The following is a 19,253-nucleotide window of genomic DNA, read 5'->3' as shown; positions in this document are numbered from 1 at the left end:
GTCGGTCGGTACGACGCGGATGCGGGCGCGGAAAGGCACACCGGCTGGGAAGGCACACCGGCTCTCAGTCGGGCAGGCCCGCGGCCAACAGGTCCACGAATCCAATGTCCTCCCGGGCGACGCCGAAGACATCCGCTCGCTGCAGAACCCTTTCCGCCCAGGCGCGGTGCGGCTTGACCTCGTTCATCTTGTTCCGGGAGGCGGAGCGCAGGACCCCGCCGCCGTGACGCTCGGGCCGCAGGATGTCCTGGGCGTCGCCGTACTCCTCGTGGCTGACCACGGACAGCGCGTGCACCGGCAGAACGTGCGAGGGGTGGATGCAGGTCTTGCCGAGCAGGCCGTTGGCCTGGTCCAGGGAGATCTCCCGCAGCAGCCCGTCCAGGGCGTGCTCTATGAGCGACTCGCGCAGGGACAGCTCGCGGTTGGCGAGGAAGGGGCTGGTGCGCAGCTGCGGCTTGAACATGCGCTCCTGGACCCGGAAGTACTCCCAGACCGGCCCGGTGACGGTGAACCCGGTGCCGTCGGCCCGCCCGAGCACGTTCACCACGTCCGCGATCACGGAGGCCACGATCTGGACGTCGTACGCGGTCATGTCGGGCGCCCGGCGCAGGGCGTAGGAGGAGCAGAAGTCGGTGACGCCGAGGCGCAGCGCGAGCACGCGGTCGCGGTACTTGTCGACGGTGTGGGCGATGCCCTGGAGCGCTTCTACGCGCGTTTCCCTGTACATCAGTTCGGGAGATTCCAGTACGGGCATGGCGAAGAGCCGCCGTCCGCTCGCCGCCTCGGCCATGGTGAGCGCCTCCAGGAACGCGACACCCCGCTCCTCGGTGAACTTCGGCAGTACGAATCCGGACAGCAGCCGGACGGCGGGGCCGAGGCGCCGCGCGAGGTCGGGAATCTGCTCGGGGAAGCGGACCCGGATGAAGAGCAGCGGAAGCTCGGCGTCGGGCCGTCCGGCGAGGTCGGCGAACTGGCGGACCAGGTTCTCCTCGGCGGGCTCGACCTCCGAGTCGTCGATCGAGTCCTCCAGGCACAGCACCATGGAGACCACTCCACGCCCGGCCTGCTTCACGATGTCGTCGGCCAACCGCTCCCGGGTGGCGGGGCTGTACAGCGTGGCGCCGAGGGCGGCGGCGAGCACCCGGGCCGGGGAGTCCGCGTGGAACTCGACCGGCTCTCGATGGAAGAGACGCTGGCGCTCCTCAGGGGCGATGTGCCCGAAATGACGCATGGAGTTCCCCCGTGGCTACTGATCGGCTCGGCGTGAAGGTGGCCGGTAATAGTACGTACAAACTTGTGACATCAGTTCCCGTCGGGCATGAAGTTCTGGTAACTCAGCTGTGTCCAGCGTTCGACGGTTTGTCCAGCGATTCCCCGCCCCCGCGTTGTCGTGATCAGGACCGAGAGGGCAGGATGACCGCATGACGCACGCGATGCTGAAGGGGTCGAACGTCCCGATCGAAGCCACGGCGGTCCGCGCCGTGCTGCGCTGGACACCCGGACAGGGTGTCCCGGACGTCGACGCCTCGGCGCTGCTCCTAGGGCCCGACGGACGGGTACGGTCCGACGAGGACTTCGTCTTCTACAACCAGCCACGCCACCCTTCCGGCAAGGTGTGGCGACTCGGCAAGAAGCGCGTGGCCGAGGGCCTGACGGACACGATCCAGACGGATCTGACAGGTGTCGAGTCCGCCGTCGGCCAGATTCTCCTGGTGGCATCGGCGGAAGACGTGACGTTCGATCGCGTACGGTCGCTGCGCATCCTGCTGTACGACGCCACCGTCGCCGATGCCGAACCGCTGGCGTATTTCGACATCAAGCCGGAGACCGGCGAGGAGACGGCCCTGATCTGCGGCGAGCTGTACCGCCGCGGCGGCGGCTGGAAGTTCCGCGCCCTCGGCGAGGGCTACACCAACGGCCTGCAGGGCCTCGCGACCGACTTCGGTATCTCGGTCGACGAGTCGGAGGCGGCGGCAGCCGCAGCAGCGGCCGCGACGACGACCCAGACCCCGGCCCCGGCTCCGGCCCCGGAGATCTCGGCCCCCCTGCCCCCCGAGCAGCCCACCACCGGAGTCCCGTCCCAGCCCTCGTACGGCTACCCCCCGGCACCCCCCACCCAACAGCCGCCCCAGCACGCCCCGGCCTACGGCTACCCGCAGCCGGCGTACGGCTATCCCCAGCCGACGGCGGCGGCCCTCCCGGACCCGAACTTCAGAATGCCGCCGCAAGGGCCACAGTTCATCGGACGCTGAGGGGGAGCCGCGCCCCGTGAGGGGCGCGGGGATCTGCGCGATCAGCCCCCACAGGCCCGCAGTCGCCAAGGCACCTCAAAGCCCCGAGCTCGAAGGCGCCCCTTCATTTCTCCACCTTGCTCTTATAGCCCCGCCCCCACTGCAACCCCCACCCGTACAACCGATCAAGCTCCGCCTGGAACCCGTAGACGAACTTCACTTCCCGGCGCACGATGATCTCCCCCTTGACGTTCTCGATCATCACCACCGCACACGACCGAGCCTGAGGGTGCCGCTCGTCCAGTCCTATCTCGATCCGAGGACCATTGCTGGGATAGAGCGTGACGATCGCGTGGGTCCGGTCGAACGCCGGTGTCTGGTCGTAGATGTAGACGAAGACGAGCATCCGCTTGAAGGCTTCACGGTGGTCGAGGTTGATGTACATCGTCTCGCCGGACCCCGACCCGAACCGGTCGTCACCGCTGAGCCGCATGTACGGCGGGTCGTTGATGTCACCGAGGAAGCCGCCCAGCGGCTGGACGACCCCCTTCGTCCCGTCGGCCAGCTCGTACAGACACCCGAGGTCGAGGTCGACGTTGACCATGCTCTGGCTGTGCGCCTGCACGGTCTCCGGCTTCAGCGCCCTGAAGGGATGCCTCAGCACACTCTGCCGCTGGAACCCGCCGATGTCGGACGTCCGCATCCGCCAGGACAGGTTGACGCGCAGGTGCCCCGCAGCGGCGTTCTGCTTGCTGAGCGACACCCTCTGGTGCCGTTTGGTCAGCTCGATGGCGTTGGTCGCCGCGTTGCCCGCGTCGAACTCCGACGCACGCCCCCGCCAGAGGTTGTCGAAGAAACTCATGCCCGCCCACACCCGCCGTGTCGTCGCGTCAACTGCCGTCAACCGCCACGGGGCGGCCGACGAGGACATCCTCGTCGGCCGCCCCGCTCAGAGCGTTCCCTCATCAGGAGGGCCGTCACACTCCGGAACCGGTCACACCGGCCCGGTGTTCCGGATCAGACTCCGGACGCTACCGCCTCCTTGTCGGAGGCGTCAGCTTTTCCCTCCGCGGCCGCCAGCGCCTTGTTGCGGCGGACGGAGGACCAGAAGGACCAGCCGATCAGGATGACACCGATGGAGCCGGTGATGAGCTCGTGGATCTGGTACTGGATGGTGATGAGCAGGATCGCGGCGAGGGCGCCGATCGCGTAGTGCGCGCCGTGCTCCAGGTAGACGTAGTCGTCGAGTGTGCCCTGGCGGACCAGGTAGACCGTGAGCGACCGGACGTACATGGCGCCGATACCGAGGCCCAGCGCCATCAGGACGATGTCGTTGGTGATGGCGAAGGCGCCGATGACGCCGTCGAAGGAGAAGGAGGCGTCCAGGACCTCCAGGTAGAGGAACATGAAGAACGCGGCCTTGCCGGCGAGGGCGACGGCCGAGCGCGGCTTGCCGGTGCGTTCCGCCTCTTCCTCCTCCTCGTGCTCGCGCTCCTCGTCTTCCTCGAGTTTGTCCTCGAAGTAGCTGGAGAGGCCGCCGACGACCAGGTAGGTGATCAGGCCCGCTACGCCGGCGAGCAGGACCGTCTCGGCCTTGTCAGCGTGCCCGGCGTGGAGGTGGGCGTTCTTCGCGAAGGTCATCGAGGTGACCAGCAGCACGACCAGCGCGATACAGACCGACAGCATGTCGACCTTGCCGAGCTTGGCCAGCGGGCGCTCCAGCCAGGCCAGCCACTTGATGTCCCGGTCCTCGAAGATGAAGTCGAGGAAGATCATCAGCAGGAACATGCCACCGAAGGCGGCGATCGACGGGTGGGCGTCGGTGACCAGTTCCTCGTAGTGGTTCGGCTCGTTGAGCGCGAGGTCGACGGCCTCGATCGGGCCGAGCTTGGCACTGATGGCGACGATCACGACGGGGAAGACCAGCCGCATGCCGAAGACGGCGATGAGGATGCCGACGGTGAGGAAGATCTTCTGCCAAAAGGCATTCATCTTCTTCAGGATCCCGGCGTTGACCACCGCGTTGTCGAAGGACAGCGAGATCTCGAGGACGGAGAGGATGGCCACGACACCGAAGGCCGTCCACCCTCCGAAAAGAACCGCTGCGACCAAGCCGAGCGCGGTGACCGCGAACGACCAGCCGAAGGTTTTCAGAACCACTGGCTACCCAATCGTGTTAGTACGGGGCTCCCCCGCGCCACGCGCGGCTTTACGAAACTTTGAACCCGAAGTCTAGTCGGCTACCCCTCGCGCCCCACGCGGCCCCGGCTTTTGCGCATATAGCGCTACGAGACGTTCACTCCGAAGTCCAGAGCGATGCCTCGCAGACCGGACGCATACCCCTGTCCCACCGCCCGGAACTTCCATTCGCCGTTGTAGCGGTAGAGCTCGCCGAAGATCATCGCTGTCTCGGTGGAGGCGTCCTCGGAGAGGTCGTAGCGGGCCAGTTCCTGACCGTCGGCCTGGTTGACGACCCGGATGAAGGCGTTGCTGACCTGGCCGAACGCCTGGCCGCGGTTCTCCGCGTCATGGATGGACACCGGGAAGACGATCTTGTCGCAGTGGAGCGGCACCTTGGAGAGATCGATGATGAGCGACTCGTCGTCGCCGTCCCCCTCGCCCGTGAGGTTGTCACCGGTGTGCTGGACCGAGCCGTCCGGGCTCGTGAGCTGGTTGTAGAAGATGAACCACTCGTCCCCCAGCACCCGTCCGGCCTGGCACAGCAGCGCGCTGGCGTCCAGGTCGAAGGGGGCTCCGGTGGTGGTCCTGACGTCCCACCCGAGCCCGACCAATACCTGCGTGAGGTTCGGCGCGGCCTTGGAGAGGGAGACATTGCCTCCCTTGGCGAGCGTGACACCCATGCTGGTCCTCCCCGATTTCGAGCTTGAGTTGCTCAGTTGTTCAGTTGTCGTCGCGTGCGCTGCCGTGGTCCCGCGCGCGTCTGCGCGGTCCCATCTGCGCGGTCCGATCTGCGCGGTCCGATCTGCGCGGTCCTACGAGCGCGTCCGGCGCCGCAGTCGAAGACGACGTGCGGCGCCGGACGTGGTGAGCCCTGGGGGTCTTCCCCGGTGGCTCAGACGTTCACACCGAAGTCCTGGGCGATCCCGCGCAGGCCCGAGGCGTAGCCCTGGCCGATGGCGCGGAACTTCCACTCGGCGCCGTTGCGGTACAGCTCGCCGAAGACCATGGCGGTCTCGGTCGAGGCGTCCTCGGAGAGGTCGTACCGGGCGATCTCGGCGCCGCCGGCCTGGTTCGTCACGCGGATGAAGGCGTTGCGGACCTGGCCGAAGGACTGCTGGCGGTTCTCGGCGTCGTAGATCGAGACCGGGAAGACGATCTTCTCGATCTGGGCCGGAACGCCGGCGAGGTTGACCTTGATCTGCTCGTCGTCGCCCTCGCCCTCACCGGTGAGGTTGTCACCGGTGTGCTCGACCGAGCCGTCGGGGCTCTTGAGGTTGTTGAAGAAGACGAAGTTGCCGTCGCTGCCGACCTTGCCGGACGAGTCCAGCAGCAGCGCGCTGGCGTCCAGGTCGAAGTCGGTACCGGTCGTGGTGCGGATGTCCCACCCCAGACCGACGATGACCGCGGTGAGGCCCGGGGCCTCCTTGGTCAGCGATACGTTGCCGCCCTTGCTGAGGCTGACTCCCACGAAGTCCTCCCATTGGTTTCAGGGGCGGGGAGCCCCGTCGTGCGTTGGTATCGGATCAACGTCTCGATCCTAGTGACGGGTTCCCGAGAACCGCAGGCCTTGGAGGCGAACAATCACAGGGTGTCGAGGGCGGCGACGTACTCGTTCAGGTCGCGGGCGTCCGGCAGGGCGTTCACGACGGTCCAGCGGACGACGCCCTCCTTGTCGATGATGAACGTGCCGCGCACCGCGCAGCCCTTGTCCCCGTCGAAGACTCCGTAGGCGCGGCTGACCTCGCCGTGCGGCCAGAAGTCGGACAGCAGCGGGTACTCCAGGGCTTCCTGCTCGCCGAAGACCCGCAGGGTGTGGATGGAGTCGTTGGAGACGGCCAGCAGTTGGACGTCGTCGTTGACGAACTTCGGCAGGTTGTCGCGCAGCTCGCACAGCTCGCCCGTGCACACACCGGTGAAGGCGAACGGGTAGAAGAGCAGGACGACGTTCTTCTCCCCGCGGAAGTCGGAGAGCCGCACGGTGGCACCGTGGTTGTCCTTGAGTTCGAAGTCGGGGGCCTTGTCGCCGACCTGGATCGCCATGATTTTCCTGCGTCCCTTCGTGGGCTGTTCGGGTGGCCCAGCCTACGCAGGAGAAACGGCGCGCCCCTTGAGGGGCCCCGAAGGGGTACCCCTCAAGGGGCGCGGGGCACTGCGCGACAAGCCACGACGACGCCGCGGCCGCCCTCGCACAGAACCCACAGAGCTCTCAGGCGGTTACTTCTTGCCGGACTTCGCCGCCTTCGGGGTCACCAAACGGCTCCCACTCCAGTCCTTGCCGACACTGACGCTCTTCGACGCGGACAACCCCGCAGTCGTCGCGGCTTCGGAGATGTCGCTGGGCTCCACGTAGCCGTCCCGCCCGGTCTTGGGCGTCAGCAGCAGGATCGAGCCACCCTCCTCGATGTACGTGGTGGCGTCCACCAGTACGTCGGTCAGGTCGCCGTCGTCGTCTCGGAACCACAGCACGACGGCATCGGCCACGTCGTCGTAGTCCTCGTCGACGAGCTCACTGCCTACGACTTCTTCGATGGACTCGCGGAGCTCCTGGTCGACATCGTCGTCGTAGCCGATCTCCTGGACCACCTGCTCGGGCTGGAACCCCAGCCTCGCGGCAGGGTTCGTCCGCTCCTCCGCGTGGTCCGCGGTCGCGCTCACGGGTTGCCTCCTGATCATGTTCGGGTGGGGTTGCCCCCGGGGAATCAGCCACGCGCGTACGCGTAGCGTTGGCCGTAGTCCACACGGGCGGGACGGATCGCGCAAGTACCCAGCCTCCGAGACCGCCGAAACGGTGACGATCCCGGCCGTGTCGCCGCAACTCCAGGCACGGATTCACAGACCCGCGTGACGCACGCCACACCGTTCTGCCCGTTTTGCGCATTCGGCAACCATCCGAGAGTACGAGACTCGAACACCTTCGCGTACCTTCACTACCGTTTACCGAACAAGTTCACCGTCCTGGTTACCTCACGGTAGAGATGACGTTTGCGGCCCCGAGGTACACGATGGGGAACGGTGCAGGCACATAGGCAGAGCCCTGCAACAGTGGCCCTCTGACAGCGAAGGAACAGCGTGGCTTCCGGATCCGATCGCAATCCGATCATCATTGGCGGCCTTCCGAGTCAGGTCCCCGACTTCGACCCCGAGGAGACCCAGGAGTGGCTCGACTCGCTCGACGCCGCCGTGGACGAGCGCGGCCGTGAGCGCGCGCGCTACCTGATGCTCCGGCTCATCGAGCGAGCCCGCGAGAAGCGCGTGGCCGTGCCCGAGATGCGCAGCACGGACTACGTCAACACGATCCCCACCAGGGCCGAACCGTTCTTCCCGGGCAACGAGGAGATCGAGCGCAGAATCCTCAACGCGACCCGCTGGAACGCGGCCGTGATGGTGTCCCGCGCCCAGCGCCCGGGCATCGGCGTGGGCGGCCACATCGCGACCTTCGCCTCCTCCGCCTCCCTCTACGACGTGGGCTTCAACCACTTCTTCCGCGGCAAGGACGAGGGCGACGGCGGCGACCAGATCTTCTTCCAGGGGCACGCCTCGCCGGGCATCTACGCCCGCGCGTACCTGCTGGACCGACTGGGTGACAACCAGCTCGACGCGTTCCGCCAGGAGAAGTCGAAGGCGCCGTACGGGCTCTCCTCGTACCCGCACCCGCGGCTGATGCCCGACTTCTGGGAGTTCCCGACCGTGTCCATGGGCCTCGGCCCGCTGGGCGCGATCTTCCAGGCGCGGATGAACCGCTACATGGAGGCGCGCGGCATCGCGGACACCTCCAAGTCCCACGTCTGGGCGTTCCTCGGTGACGGCGAGATGGACGAGCCGGAGTCGCTCGGCCAGCTCACGATCGCCGCCCGCGAGGGCCTCGACAACCTGACCTTCGTCGTCAACTGCAACCTGCAGCGCCTCGACGGCCCGGTGCGCGGCAACGGCAAGGTCATCCAGGAGCTGGAGTCGGTCTTCCGGGGCGCCGGCTGGAACGTGATCAAGCTGGTCTGGGACCGCACCTGGGACCCGCTGCTCGCGCAGGACCGCGACGGCGTGCTGGTCAACAAGATGAACACCACACCGGACGGCCAGTTCCAGACGTACGCCACCGAGACCGGCTCGTACATCCGCGACCACTTCTTCGGTGACGACCACCGGCTGCGCGCCATGGTCGAGGGCATGACCGACGACCAGATCCTGCACCTGGGCCGCGGCGGTCACGACCACCGCAAGATCTACGCCGCGTACAAGGCCGCCCACGAGCACAAGGGCCAGCCGACGGTGATCCTCGCCAAGACGGTCAAGGGCTGGACCCTGGGCCCGAACTTCGAGGGCCGCAACGCCACGCACCAGATGAAGAAGCTGACGGTCGCCGACCTCAAGGGCTTCCGCGACCGCCTGCACCTGCCGATCTCCGACAAGGAGCTGGAGTCCGGCCTGCCGCCGTACTACCACCCGGGCCGGGACTCGGAGGAGATCCAGTACATGCACGACCGCCGCAAGGGACTCGGCGGGTACGTCCCGACGCGTGTCGTGCGCGCGAAGCCGCTGCCGCTGCCCGAGGACAAGACGTACGCGAGTGTGAAGAAGGGCTCCGGTCAGCAGTCGATCGCCACGACCATGGCGTTCGTGCGACTGCTGAAGGACCTCATGCGGGACAAGGAGATCGGCAAGCGTTTCGTGCTGATCGCGCCCGACGAGTACCGCACCTTCGGTATGGACTCGTTCTTCCCGAGCGCGAAGATCTACAACCCGCTCGGCCAGCAGTACGAGGCGGTCGACCGCGATCTGCTGCTCGCGTACAAGGAGTCGCCGACGGGCCAGATGCTGCACGACGGCATCTCCGAGGCGGGCTGTACGGCCTCGCTGATCGCGGCCGGTTCGGCGTACGCGACGCACGGCGAGCCGCTCATCCCGGTCTACGTCTTCTACTCGATGTTCGGTTTCCAGCGCACGGGCGACCAGTTCTGGCAGATGTCGGACCAGCTGGCGCGCGGGTTCGTGCTGGGCGCGACGGCGGGTCGTACGACGCTGACCGGTGAGGGCCTCCAGCACGCGGACGGGCACTCGCAGTTGCTCGCGTCGACCAACCCCGGGTGTGTCGCGTACGACCCGGCGTACGGGTTCGAGATCGCGCACATCGTCAAGGACGGTCTGCGCCGGATGTACGGCCCGGACAGCGAGGACGTCTTCTACTACCTCACCGTCTACAACGAGCCGATCCAGCACCCGGCCGAGCCTGCCGACGTGGACGTCGACGGCATCCTCAAGGGCATCCACCGCTTCAAGGCCGGCGAGTCGGGCGCGATCCCCGCGCAGATCATCGCCTCCGGTGTCGCGGTGCCGTGGGCGGTCGAGGCGCAAGCGATGCTGGCCTCGGAGTGGAACGTCAAGGCGGACGTCTGGTCGGCGACCTCCTGGAACGAGCTGCGCCGCGAGGCGATCGACGTGGAGCGGCACAACCTGCTGCACCCCGAGGAGGACCAGCGCGTCCCGTACGTGACGCAGAAGCTGTCGGGCTCCGAGGGGCCGTTCGTGGCCGTCTCGGACTGGATGCGGTCGGTTCCGGACCAGATCTCGCGGTGGGTGCCGGGCACGTACCAGTCGCTGGGCGCGGACGGCTTCGGCTTCGCGGACACGCGGGGCGCGGCCCGGCGCTTCTTCCACATCGACGCGCAGTCGATCGTGGTCGCGGTACTGACCGAGCTGGCGCGCGAGGGCAAGGTCGACCGGTCGGTGCTGAAGCAGGCCGTCGACCGCTACCAGCTGCTCGACGTGGCGGCGGCCGACCCGGGGGCCGCGGGCGGCGACGCATAATATAAGGGCACATGTCAAGGGGTGGTGAACCTGCGGGTTCACCACCCCTTCACGTTTTCTACGATGCGAGCATGAAACAGCGAGCGGTATCGGCCCAGGCCCGTTGGGAACAGCACACGCAGCGGGCGCTGTTCGGCCTGGCCGCGGCCTTCGCCATCGCGTACGCCGTGCCGATCGTGCGGCCCGACGCGAGCACGGACCTCAGGGAGTGGTGCGAGGTCGTCGAGTGGGTGGTGTGGGCCGCGTTCGCGCTGGACTACGTCATACGGCTCCTGCTGTCCGAGCGGCGCAAGGAGTTCGTACGGTCGCACTGGCTGGATCTGCTCGCGGTGCTGCTGCCGATGGTCCAGCAGATGCGGCTGCTGCGACTGGTGGCGACGCTGCTGCTGGTCGGTCAGCGGGCGCGGATGGCGTCCCAGATAAGGCTCACGACGTATGTCGGCGGGTCGGTGATCGGGCTGCTGATGTTCGGCTCGCTGGCGGTGCTGTCGGTGGAGCGGGACTCTCCCGACGGGAACATCAAGACGCTGGGCGACGCGGTGTGGTGGTCGTTCACGACGATGACGACCGTGGGGTACGGGGATCACGCGCCGACGACCGGGCTGGGGCGGGTGCTGGCGGTCGGGCTGATGCTGTCGGGGATCGCGCTGTTGGGTGTGGTCACCGCGAACATCGCCGCGTGGTTCATATCGCGGTTCGAGAAGGACGACGCGGAGGAGCGACGGCAGACGGCGGCGATAGCGGCGTTGACCGACGAGGTTCGGGCGCTTCGGGCCGAGGTCGCGGCGTTGCGAAACGCTCCGCGAGCTGTTGAGGAGACTCGCCCCTGACCGTAGGGCTGCTGTGCGTCCACGACTGCGGCTGCTTCGCGGCTGATCGCGCCCACGCGGCGGAACCGCACATTGAAACAGCTCCGGGGCGCGGCGCGCTGCCCCCCTCCGGCAGCGCGCCACAGTCCCCCGCCCTCCCAGTTGTGCGGAGGGCGTGACCCACTGTGACCCGCGGCGCGCGCCGGGGGCGAGCGATCTTTAGGGTTGTCACTCTGATAGGGGAACCCGGGGCCAAACCGGCGCGGGAAGCCCGTTGTCGGTGTGCGGGTGCGCGGGGCTAGGGCCTGTCGTCACATTCCCGTCGTCCGCCCGGAGGGCGGGCCGCGCGACGACAGGCCCTAGGGCGTGTTTCGAAAGTCCCGTCTGCCCCGCGACGCCTGGCACGGACCTCGCCGCGTTGACGGGATCGTCCGCGTACGCCCAGTACGCGGACGACCCTCCGCCTTGCGACGCACCGCACCAGACGCCGCGGGCCCCGCCCTCCGGGCGGACGACGCCACTTTCGAAACACGCCCTAGATGTGCCCGACTCCCGCGCCTGCCTCCGCGTTCTCGCCGCGCTTGGTCAGGAAGGCGACCAGGACCGCGACGGCGGCCACACCGGCGGCGACGAGGGACGCCAGGCTCATGCCGGAGATGAACGTGTCGTGCGCGACCCCGGTGATCTTCGCGACGATCTCCGCCGGGGTGCCCTCGGGCGCCGGAGGAGCCATGCCCTGCTGGACGGCCTGCTTGGCCCCGGCGATCTGGGCCTCGCTGAGCTGGGGGAGGCCCGCGTCCGCCCAGTTGCCCGCGAAGTCGCTGTCGACCTTGGACGTCATCACGGCACCCAGCACGGCCGTACCGAGGCTGCCGCCGATCTGCATCGCGGCCTGCTGGAGTCCGCCGGCGACACCGGACAGCTCCAGGGGCGCGTTGCCGACGATGACCTCCGTGGCGCCGACCATCACCGGAGCGAGGCCGAGGCCCAGGAGCGCGAACCAGAGGGACATCACCGCGCTGCCCGTGTCCGTCTCCAGCGTCGACATGCCGTACATCGCGATGGCGGTGAACGCCATACCGCCGGCCAGCGGCACGCGCGGGCCCAGCTTGGTGATCAGCACGCCCGCGAGCGGCGAGCCGACGATCATCATGCCGGTGAGCGGGAGGAGGTGCAGGCCCGCGTCGATGGGGCTCATGCCGTGCACGTTCTGCAGGTAGAACGTCACGAAGAAGAGGCCGCCCATGAACGCGATGGCCATCAGAACCATCAGGACGACGCCCGCGGACAGCGGGACCGAGCGGAAGAGGGCCAGTGGGATCAGCGGCTCCTCGACCTTCGTCTCCCAGAAGGCGAAGAGTCCGAAGCCCGCCACGGACGCCACCAGGAACGCCCAGGTCAGGCCATCGCCCCAGCCCCACTCCGGGGCCTTGATGAGCGCCCACACCAGGCAGAACATGGCCGCCGACAGCAGGGCTATGCCGAGGATGTCGAAGGAGCGCGGGGCGTTCTCGGCGCGATGGTCCAGCAGGATCAAGGCTCCCAGGGTCACGGCGAGGATGCCGACGGGGACGTTGATGTAGAACACCGACTGCCAGCTGACGTGCTCGACGAGGAAGCCGCCGAGGATCGGGCCGCCCGCGGTGGAGGCGCCGATGACCATGCCCCAGATGCCGATCGCCATGTTCAGCTTCTCGGCGGGGAAGGTGGCCCGCAGCAGGCCGAGCGCGGCCGGCATCAGCAGCGCGCCGAACAGGCCCTGGAAGACCCGGAAGGTCACCACGAAGGCGACCGAGTTCGACAGACCGATGGCGCCGGAGGCGGCCGCGAAGCCGACCACGCCGATGAGGAAGGTCTGGCGGTGGCCGAAGCGGTCGCCCAGCTTGCCCGCGGTGATGAGCGTGACGGCGAGCGCGAGGAAGTACGCGTTGGTGATCCACTGGACCTCGGGGAAGCTCGCCTTGAGGTCCTCGGCGATGGCCGGGTTGGCGATCGCCACAATGGTGCCGTCGAGGGCGACCATCATGACGCCCACGGCCACGGTGAGGAGGGTGAGCCAGGGATGGCCGCGCAGGCCCCGTCCCTGGTTCGGTGTCGGGTCCGACGGGGCTGCTGGTGCCTTGTCCCCCGGTCCCGTCTTGTCGACAGTGGTCTGACTAGTCATGCGGCCGAGGTTAGTGACAGTCGCTGACAGTTGACAAACGAGTTCACAAGTCGGTAACTGTCACGTCGCTCACAGCTCGGCGAACGGAAACGAGGGTTCATGGACACGGCGACCACCGCGACGCCTTCGGAGCGGCCGGGCCTGCGGGAGCGCAAGAAGCGGCGCACCCATGACGCGCTACTGCGTGTCGCTCTGGAGCTGTTCACGACACAGGGGTACGAGGCGACGACGGTCGACGAGATCGCCGAGGCCGTGGACGTCTCCCAGCGCACCTTCTTCCGCTACTTCGCCGGCAAGGAGGAGGCGGCGCTCGCCGTCCATGACATCGCGACGGCCGTGTTCGTCGCGTCGGTGCGCGCCCGTCCGCTCCACGAGGCCCCGCTGGAGGCACTGCGCAACGCCGTCCTCGACGACTGGGACGCCCTCGGCGAGGCCATCGAGCAGGTCGTCCCCATCGACCTCTATATGCGCACCTACCCGCTGATCGAGTCGACACCGGCGCTCCTCGCCGCCCATCTGCGCCGCTCCGAGGAGGTCGCCGAGGAGCTCGCGCGGATCATCGCCGAGCGCGAGGGAGTCGACGTGGAGACCGACCCCCGGCCGCGAGTGGCGGTCGCCATCTTCGGCGGGGTGACCCGGGTCACAGAACGCCACTGGACCTACGGCGACGACTTCAGCCTGGACGCCATGCGCGAGCTGACCGCCACGTATCTCGACGCCGTACGGCCCTCGTTGGCGGGGAAGTGGCGTGCGGGCTGAAACGTACGGACAACGGGCCGATCCGAAACGATCTCTGCGTAGTGCACGAAACCTCGTGCTCAAAACGTGATCCGTCTCACGCAGTTAACACGAGACCCTTCCGTTCTCTTAGTGTGTCCTTTCAGTGACTTCCTTCGACTCCTCCCCGCAACTGAACGTCTGGCGCGCATCCCTGGCGCTGGCCGTCGTCTTCGTGATGCTGGCGACCACCGGCTGGACGGCGATCCGCAGCCACCGAGGGCAGTCGCCGCTCCAGGCGTCGCTCTCCGCGTGGCAGCGCGGACACCTCGACGGTAACGCCCTGCCGGACGCCGACTCGTCCCCGCGCCAACTGGCGGCTTTCTTCGCCTCGCTCGACGACGCGCAGCTCGACCGGCTCGCCCACCGCTATCCGCTCGCGGTCGGCAACATGAACGGCGCCCCCGTCGAACTGCGCTACCTCGCCAACCGTGTCGCGCTGAAGAAGCAGAGCGCGCGGGAACGCGCGCGCATGCACGACAAGCGGCTCACCGAGGCCGGGCAGTACGAGGCCGGCCGCCGGATGCACCGCTTCGCGGACCTGGCCGCGAAGAAGCGCCAGATCCTGGCCTTCGACCCCGAGGGCTCCGGCCGGGCCGCCGAGGTCTTCGGCGACCTCGACAAGGCCGAGCGCGTCTCGATCGTCGTGCCCGGCGTCGACACCGACGTCATCACCTTCCAGCGCACCAACCGCAAGTACTCGGCGCCCGTCGGCATGGCCAACTCCCTCTACCGGGCGGAGCGCGCCACCGGTTCGAAGACGCATACCGCCGTGATCGCCTGGGCCGACTACACCGCACCCAACGGCCTCGGCCTCGACTCGGCCACCGCCCTGCGCGCCGAACAGGGCTCGGTCCGACTGAAGGCGCTGGTGGCGGCCCTCCCCGGCGACTCCACGGTCGCCCTGTACTGCCACAGCTACGGCTCCGTGGTGTGCGGGGTCGGCGCGCGCTCGCTGCCGTCGCGGGTGACCGACATCGTGGTCGCCGGCAGCCCCGGCATGCGCGTCGAGAAGGCCTCCCAACTGGGCACCACCGCCCGGGTGTGGGCCATGCGCGACGCCGACGACTGGATCCAGGACGTACCGAACCTGGAGCTCGGCGGGCTCGGCCACGGCGCCGACCCGGTCTCCGAGGAGTTCGGCGCCCGCCTGTTGTCCGCGTCCGACGCCGTGGGGCACACCGGCTATTTCGAGCCGGGCACGGTGAGCCTGTACAACTTCGCCGAAATCGGCATCGGCGCGTACCGCTCGGTGCACTGCGCACAGGAGGATGACAGGTGTCTGGCCGGTCTACCCGACAGCGCGACGACCTGACGCGCGTAGAGGACGGAAAAGTGCTGTTCGCCTCGGTCGGGACTTCGCCGTCCCGCCCGCATACGATGAGCCGCATGGGTGATGTACTGGCCGGATCTCACGCCGCCTGGGAGTTCGAGTCCGACTCCGTGCTCATCCGCTTCGAACGGGGGATCCGTACGCCGAAGCTGTTCCAGGCGCTCGGCGAGCGGCGTATCCCCCTGGAGGCGATCGCGGGGGTGACCCTGGCGCCCGGGAAGCGGGGAACCGTCGTTCTGCGCGCCGTGCCGAGACCGGGCGCCGACCCCCTCATGGAGGCGGCCGCCGACCAGCTCAAGGAGTCGTCCGACCCGTACCGGCTGGTCCTGCCCGCCGAGCGCGAGACCCTCGCCGAGTACTACGCCGACGAACTGCGCGCCCGGCTCACCGAGTCCGGGCCCGCCGAGCGGTTCCTGGTGGCGGCGCCCGAGGTGCCGTTGCAGTTCAAGGCGTACGACGCGAAGGCGTCCTTCGACGGGCGGGCGGTGTCGTTCCGGTGGTTCTGGACGGGTGCCTCGTCGGCGAAGTGGAAGGCCGGGGACCAGAGTTTCGCCGTGGAGGAGCTGAGCGGGGTCGAGTGGCGTTCGCCGGAGGTGTTCGAAGGGCATCTGCGGCTGCTGCGGCGGGACGACGGTGCCGAGCGGGGGCAGCCGGATCAGGATCCGGCCGCTGTCGTCTTCGGGTTGGGGTACGGGCCGGTGCATGAGTCGTTGCCGTTCGCGGCTGCCGTGTTGGCGGCGGTTCGGTCCGGCTCCGCCGGGGGGTCCGGGAGTGCGCCTGCGTTGGCTGCCGCCTCGCCCCGCCGGGATCCGGCCGACATCGCCGACCGGATCCGGCATCTGGGCGAGCTGTACGAGGCCGGGCTCGTCACGGACGAGGAGTTCAGTGTGAAGAAGGCGGAGTTGTTGGCGGAGCTTTAGGGGGATCGCCGCTGGAGTTCTCGCCATCCCCGACCGCGGGTTGTCCGTGGTCGCTCGCGCAGTTCCCCGCGCCCCTTACAGGGCGCCGCACTTACTCCCTGCCCGCGGATGTGAAGCGCATGTCCGCGTACCTGTCCCCCGTCACCTTCTCCGCGATCGGGGCCAGCAGCGCCAGGTCCTCCTCGGTCAGGGTGATCGTCGTGGCCGCCGCGTTCTCCTCCACCCTGCTCGGCCTGCGGGTGCCCGGGATCGGGATCACCGGGAGGGCGTGCACGGTCGCCTGGTGTTGGGCCCAGGCCAGGGCGATCTGGCCGAGTGTGGCTCCGTGGGAGTCGGCCACCTTGCGGACGGGGGCCAGCAGGGCCGCGTTGGCCGCGGCGTTGTCGCCCGTGAAGCGGGGCTGCTGGCGGCGGAAGTCGTCGGCGGTGAGGTCCTCGGCCTTGGCGAAGGAGCCGGTGAGGAAGCCTCGGCCCAGGGGCGAGTACGCGACCAGGGCCACGCCCAGTTCGCGCGCCGCGGGGACGACGCTCGCCTCGATGTCGCGGCTGAACAGGGACCACTCCGACTGCAGCGCGGCGATGGGGTGCACGCTCTGCGCGGCCCGGAGTTCGGCGCCCGTGACCTCGCTGAGGCCCAGCTGCTTGACCTTGCCCTCGCGGACCAGGTCGGCCATGACGCCGACGGTCTCCTCGATCGGGACGTTCAGGTCACGGCGGTGCATGTAGTAGAGGTCGATCACATCGACGTCGAGGCGCTTCAGGCTCGCCTCCACGCACTGGCGTATGTACGGCTCGTCGTTGCGGATGGTCCGCTTCGTCGGGTCGTCCGGGTCGATCGCCAGGGCGAACTTCGTGGCGATGACGACCTCGTCGCGGTGCGCCTTGAAGAACGGGGAGAGGAACCTCTCGTTCTCGCCCGCCCCGTACGCGTCCGCCGTGTCGTAGAGCGTGACGCCGAGCTCCAGCGCGCGCTCCAGGGTGGCGCGGGACTCCCCCGCGTCCGAGGGGCCGTACGCGAAGCTCATGCCCATGCAGCCGAGGCCCTGGACGCCGACCTCGGGCCCGTCGGCCCCCAGCCGTGCCTTTGTGATCCGGCCGTCCGTCGTGCCGTCCGTCGTGCCGTTCGTCATGAAGCCCTCTCCGACGCCAGGGCCTGGTCGGCGTCAGTGTTCGCTGCGTAGTAGTCGATCTTGCGGTCCAGCACGGCGAGCGTGTCCCGGAGTTCGGCGATCCGCGCCAGGACGTCCCGCCTGGTCGCCTCCAGGAGGTCGAAGCGCTCGCCGTAGGTGTGTTCGCCCTCGCGCACCAGCTCCGCGTACCGGACCATGTCGGCGACCGGCATGCCGGTGAGCCGGAGCTTGCCGACGAGGTCGAGCCAGTCGAGGTCGCGGTTGCGGTAGCGGCGCTGGCCGGTGTGCGAGCGGTCGATGTGCGGCATCAGCCCGATCCGCTCGTACCAGCGCAGGGTGTGCGCGGTGAGGTCGGTGAGGGCGACGACCTCGCTGATGGTGTACATGTCCTGTCCGTCCGGACGCCGGGGTCTGCGCGGCGGTCCGGCACAACTGTCGGTACTGGTAGTGCTGGTGGTCTCCATCACCGTCATGCCCCCACGCTAAAACCTTGGAGTGCGCTCCAAGCAAGCGAACCCGGTGAGAAAAACCTGAGGACATCACGTGATCACGCTGGTTAGCGTGCGGGGCATGAGTCTTGTGCGACGTGCCACCGCCGAGGACGCGGAGGAAGTGCTGCGGCTGCGGCAGGTGATGATCGACTCGCTGCCCGGCGGGGACACGTCCACCGCGTGGCAATCCGCGTCCCTGCCGATCGTACGGGCCCGGCTCGCCGAGTCCGACGGGGAGTTCGCGGCGTTCGTCGTCGATCACCCCGAGCGGCCGGGGGCGCTCGCCGCGCTGGTGGTGGGGACGATCGAGTACCGCATCGGGAAGGCCCGGAACCCCGAGGGCACGACCGGCTTCGTGTTCAGCGTGGCCACCGACCCGGACGCCCGCCGCCGGGGCTACTCCCGCGCCTGCATGGAGTCCCTGATCGACTGGTTCCGCGAGAAGGGAGCGGGCCAGGTCGACCTCACCACGTCCCCCGCCGCGGCGCCGCTGTACGCCTCGCTGGGCTTCCAGCGCATACCGGACCCCTCGATGCGCCTGCGCCTGTGAGCACGGCTTAGTCTCGTACGCATGTCCCTGCAGAGCCTCGCCCTGATCGAGAACTGGCCGGTCCCGACCGCCGCCGCCGCTGTCGTACGCGCGGACGGCACCGTACTCGGGTCGTACGGCCCCACCGGGCACCGCTTCCCGCTGGCCTCGGTCACCAAGCCGCTCGCCGCGTACACCGTGCTCGTCGCGTACGAGGAGGGGGCGGTCGAGCTGGACGAGCCTGCCGGGCCGCCCGGGTCGACCGTCCGGCATCTCCTCGCGCACACCTCGGGGCTCGCCTTCGACGAGCACCGGGTGACGTCCGCGCCCGGGGAGCGGCGACTGTACTCCAACGCCGGGTTCGAGGTGCTCGGGGACCATGTCGCCAAGGCGGCGGACATCCCGTTCGCGGAGTATCTGCGGCAGGCGGTGCTGGAGCCGCTGGGGATGACCGGCACCGCTCTCGACGGGTCGCCCGCCAAGGACGGCGTCTCGACCGTCGACGACCTCGTACGGTTCGCCGCCGAGGTGCAGGCGCCCCGGCTGCTCGACCCGCGTACGGTCGCGGCGGCGATGACCGTGCAGTACCCGGGTACGAAGGGCGTGCTTCCCGGTTACGGGCACCAGAACCCCAACGACTGGGGGCTCGGCTTCGAGATCCGGGACGCCAAGTCGCCCCACTGGACCGGGACTTCGTCGTCGCCGCGTACGTTCGGCCACTTCGGGCAGTCCGGTACGTTCCTGTGGATCGACCCGGTGGCGGGGGTGGCCTGTGTGGCGCTGACCGATCGGGCGTTCGGGCCGTGGGCGATCGAGGCGTGGACGCCGTTCACGGACGCGGTGTTGGCCGAGCTCGGCAGCGGTCGCTGACACCGTCGTCGATCAGT

At 68.7% G+C, this 19,253-nt stretch carries 18 protein-coding genes; 8 read left to right on the top strand and 10 right to left on the bottom strand.

The genetic code is table 11. From position 1 onward, the window contains the following. Positions 1–64 precede the first annotated feature (64 nt). Positions 65–1,231, bottom strand: a complete 1,167-nt coding sequence (locus SGFS_RS39525) for an HpcH/HpaI aldolase/citrate lyase family protein (RefSeq protein ID WP_286257047.1) — start codon at positions 1,229–1,231, stop codon at positions 65–67. A 190-nt stretch (positions 1,232–1,421) separates the two neighbouring features. Here SGFS_RS39525 and SGFS_RS39520 point away from each other — a divergent pair, with 190 nt between their 5' ends. Next, entirely contained in the window at positions 1,422–2,252 is an 831-nt protein-coding gene (locus SGFS_RS39520; protein WP_286257046.1) for a TerD family protein, read from the top strand. 103 nt (positions 2,253–2,355) lie between these two features. Here SGFS_RS39520 and SGFS_RS39515 read toward each other — a convergent pair whose 3' ends face one another. The 6 genes from SGFS_RS39515 to SGFS_RS39490 form a co-directional block, all read right to left on the bottom strand. Then, positions 2,356–3,093, bottom strand: a complete 738-nt coding sequence (locus SGFS_RS39515; protein WP_286257045.1) for a TerD family protein — start codon at positions 3,091–3,093, stop codon at positions 2,356–2,358. 155 nt (positions 3,094–3,248) lie between these two features. Further along, positions 3,249–4,391, bottom strand: a complete 1,143-nt coding sequence (locus SGFS_RS39510; RefSeq protein ID WP_286257044.1) for a DUF475 domain-containing protein — start codon at positions 4,389–4,391, stop codon at positions 3,249–3,251. A 125-nt stretch (positions 4,392–4,516) separates the two neighbouring features. Beyond that, positions 4,517–5,092, bottom strand: coding sequence for a TerD family protein (locus SGFS_RS39505; protein WP_286257043.1), 576 nt, complete (start codon positions 5,090–5,092; stop codon positions 4,517–4,519). A gap of 212 nt (positions 5,093–5,304) precedes the next feature. After that, positions 5,305–5,880 (bottom strand): TerD family protein, encoded by a 576-nt coding sequence (locus SGFS_RS39500; RefSeq protein WP_286257042.1) that lies wholly within the window; start codon positions 5,878–5,880, stop codon positions 5,305–5,307. 113 nt (positions 5,881–5,993) lie between these two features. Further along, positions 5,994–6,452, bottom strand: coding sequence for a peroxiredoxin (locus SGFS_RS39495; protein ID WP_286257041.1), 459 nt, complete (start codon positions 6,450–6,452; stop codon positions 5,994–5,996). A 174-nt stretch (positions 6,453–6,626) separates the two neighbouring features. Continuing rightward, on the bottom strand, positions 6,627–7,067 hold the full coding sequence (locus SGFS_RS39490; protein ID WP_286257040.1) for a DUF3052 domain-containing protein: 441 nt from the start codon (positions 7,065–7,067) through the stop codon (positions 6,627–6,629). Positions 7,068–7,481: 414 nt separating this feature from the next. On the opposite strand from SGFS_RS39490, the gene aceE reads away from it, so the two are divergent. After that, positions 7,482–10,214 carry a pyruvate dehydrogenase (acetyl-transferring), homodimeric type gene (gene aceE / locus SGFS_RS39485; RefSeq protein WP_286257038.1) on the top strand — a complete coding sequence of 911 codons (2,733 nt, stop codon included), beginning with the start codon at positions 7,482–7,484 and terminating at the stop codon, positions 10,212–10,214. Between the two features lie 71 nt (positions 10,215–10,285). Further along, the gene (locus tag SGFS_RS39480; protein WP_286257037.1) at positions 10,286–11,044 is read left to right on the top strand and encodes an ion channel; all 759 of its coding nucleotides are present in this window, start codon (positions 10,286–10,288) and stop codon (positions 11,042–11,044) included. 514 nt (positions 11,045–11,558) lie between these two features. Here the strand turns inward: SGFS_RS39480 and SGFS_RS39475 are convergent. Beyond that, positions 11,559–13,187, bottom strand: coding sequence for an MFS transporter (locus tag SGFS_RS39475; protein WP_286257036.1), 1,629 nt, complete (start codon positions 13,185–13,187; stop codon positions 11,559–11,561). Positions 13,188–13,286: 99 nt separating this feature from the next. Between SGFS_RS39475 and SGFS_RS39470 the strand changes: the two genes are divergently transcribed. The 3 genes from SGFS_RS39470 to SGFS_RS39460 all read left to right on the top strand — a co-directional run bounded on the left by SGFS_RS39470 (position 13,287) and on the right by SGFS_RS39460 (position 16,217). Further along, positions 13,287–13,946: a TetR family transcriptional regulator gene (locus tag SGFS_RS39470; RefSeq protein WP_286257035.1), complete on the top strand. Its 660-nt coding sequence runs from the start codon at positions 13,287–13,289 to the stop codon at positions 13,944–13,946. A 124-nt stretch (positions 13,947–14,070) separates the two neighbouring features. After that, positions 14,071–15,279 (top strand): alpha/beta hydrolase, encoded by a 1,209-nt coding sequence (locus SGFS_RS39465; protein WP_286257033.1) that lies wholly within the window; start codon positions 14,071–14,073, stop codon positions 15,277–15,279. Between the two features lie 74 nt (positions 15,280–15,353). Continuing rightward, positions 15,354–16,217, top strand: a complete 864-nt coding sequence (locus SGFS_RS39460) for a DUF4429 domain-containing protein (RefSeq protein WP_286257032.1) — start codon at positions 15,354–15,356, stop codon at positions 16,215–16,217. 91 nt (positions 16,218–16,308) lie between these two features. Here the strand turns inward: SGFS_RS39460 and SGFS_RS39455 are convergent, their stop codons facing one another. After that, a complete protein-coding gene (locus SGFS_RS39455; protein WP_286257031.1) occupies positions 16,309–17,346 on the bottom strand; it encodes an aldo/keto reductase in 1,038 nt (345 codons plus the stop codon). Next, positions 17,343–17,819: a MerR family transcriptional regulator gene (locus tag SGFS_RS39450; RefSeq protein WP_286257030.1), complete on the bottom strand. Its 477-nt coding sequence runs from the start codon at positions 17,817–17,819 to the stop codon at positions 17,343–17,345. Before SGFS_RS39450 ends, SGFS_RS39455 begins: the two co-directional genes overlap by 4 nt. 97 nt (positions 17,820–17,916) lie before the next feature. On the opposite strand from SGFS_RS39450, the gene SGFS_RS39445 reads away from it, so the two are divergent. Together SGFS_RS39445 and SGFS_RS39440 are read left to right on the top strand one after the other, a co-directional pair. Further along, positions 17,917–18,387 carry a GNAT family N-acetyltransferase gene (locus tag SGFS_RS39445; RefSeq protein ID WP_286257028.1) on the top strand — a complete coding sequence of 157 codons (471 nt, stop codon included), beginning with the start codon at positions 17,917–17,919 and terminating at the stop codon, positions 18,385–18,387. Between the two features lie 21 nt (positions 18,388–18,408). Next, on the top strand, positions 18,409–19,236 hold the full coding sequence (locus tag SGFS_RS39440; RefSeq protein WP_286257027.1) for a serine hydrolase domain-containing protein: 828 nt from the start codon (positions 18,409–18,411) through the stop codon (positions 19,234–19,236). Positions 19,237–19,253: the final 17 nt, after the last annotated feature.

Source organism: Streptomyces graminofaciens, from assembly GCF_030294945.1.
GTDB classification, from domain to species: domain Bacteria; phylum Actinomycetota; class Actinomycetes; order Streptomycetales; family Streptomycetaceae; genus Streptomyces; species Streptomyces graminofaciens.
Note: the sequence above shows the minus strand (reverse complement) of the source record. Positions and strands in the feature narration are given on the sequence as shown.

Coding starts and splice junctions, on each gene's coding strand:
- SGFS_RS39525 (WP_286257047.1), bottom strand. CDS start 1,231: ATGCGTCATTTCGGGCACATCGCCCCTGAGGAGCGCCAGCGTCTCTTC.
- SGFS_RS39520 (WP_286257046.1), top strand. CDS start 1,422: ATGACGCACGCGATGCTGAAGGGGTCGAACGTCCCGATCGAAGCCACG.
- SGFS_RS39515 (WP_286257045.1), bottom strand. CDS start 3,093: ATGAGTTTCTTCGACAACCTCTGGCGGGGGCGTGCGTCGGAGTTCGAC.
- SGFS_RS39505 (WP_286257043.1), bottom strand. CDS start 5,092: ATGGGTGTCACGCTCGCCAAGGGAGGCAATGTCTCCCTCTCCAAGGCC.
- SGFS_RS39495 (WP_286257041.1), bottom strand. CDS start 6,452: ATGGCGATCCAGGTCGGCGACAAGGCCCCCGACTTCGAACTCAAGGAC.
- SGFS_RS39480 (WP_286257037.1), top strand. CDS start 10,286: ATGAAACAGCGAGCGGTATCGGCCCAGGCCCGTTGGGAACAGCACACG.
- SGFS_RS39475 (WP_286257036.1), bottom strand. CDS start 13,187: ATGACTAGTCAGACCACTGTCGACAAGACGGGACCGGGGGACAAGGCA.
- SGFS_RS39470 (WP_286257035.1), top strand. CDS start 13,287: ATGGACACGGCGACCACCGCGACGCCTTCGGAGCGGCCGGGCCTGCGG.
- SGFS_RS39460 (WP_286257032.1), top strand. CDS start 15,354: ATGGGTGATGTACTGGCCGGATCTCACGCCGCCTGGGAGTTCGAGTCC.
- SGFS_RS39455 (WP_286257031.1), bottom strand. CDS start 17,346: ATGACGAACGGCACGACGGACGGCACGACGGACGGCCGGATCACAAAG.
- SGFS_RS39450 (WP_286257030.1), bottom strand. CDS start 17,819: ATGACGGTGATGGAGACCACCAGCACTACCAGTACCGACAGTTGTGCC.
- SGFS_RS39445 (WP_286257028.1), top strand. CDS start 17,917: ATGAGTCTTGTGCGACGTGCCACCGCCGAGGACGCGGAGGAAGTGCTG.
- SGFS_RS39440 (WP_286257027.1), top strand. CDS start 18,409: ATGTCCCTGCAGAGCCTCGCCCTGATCGAGAACTGGCCGGTCCCGACC.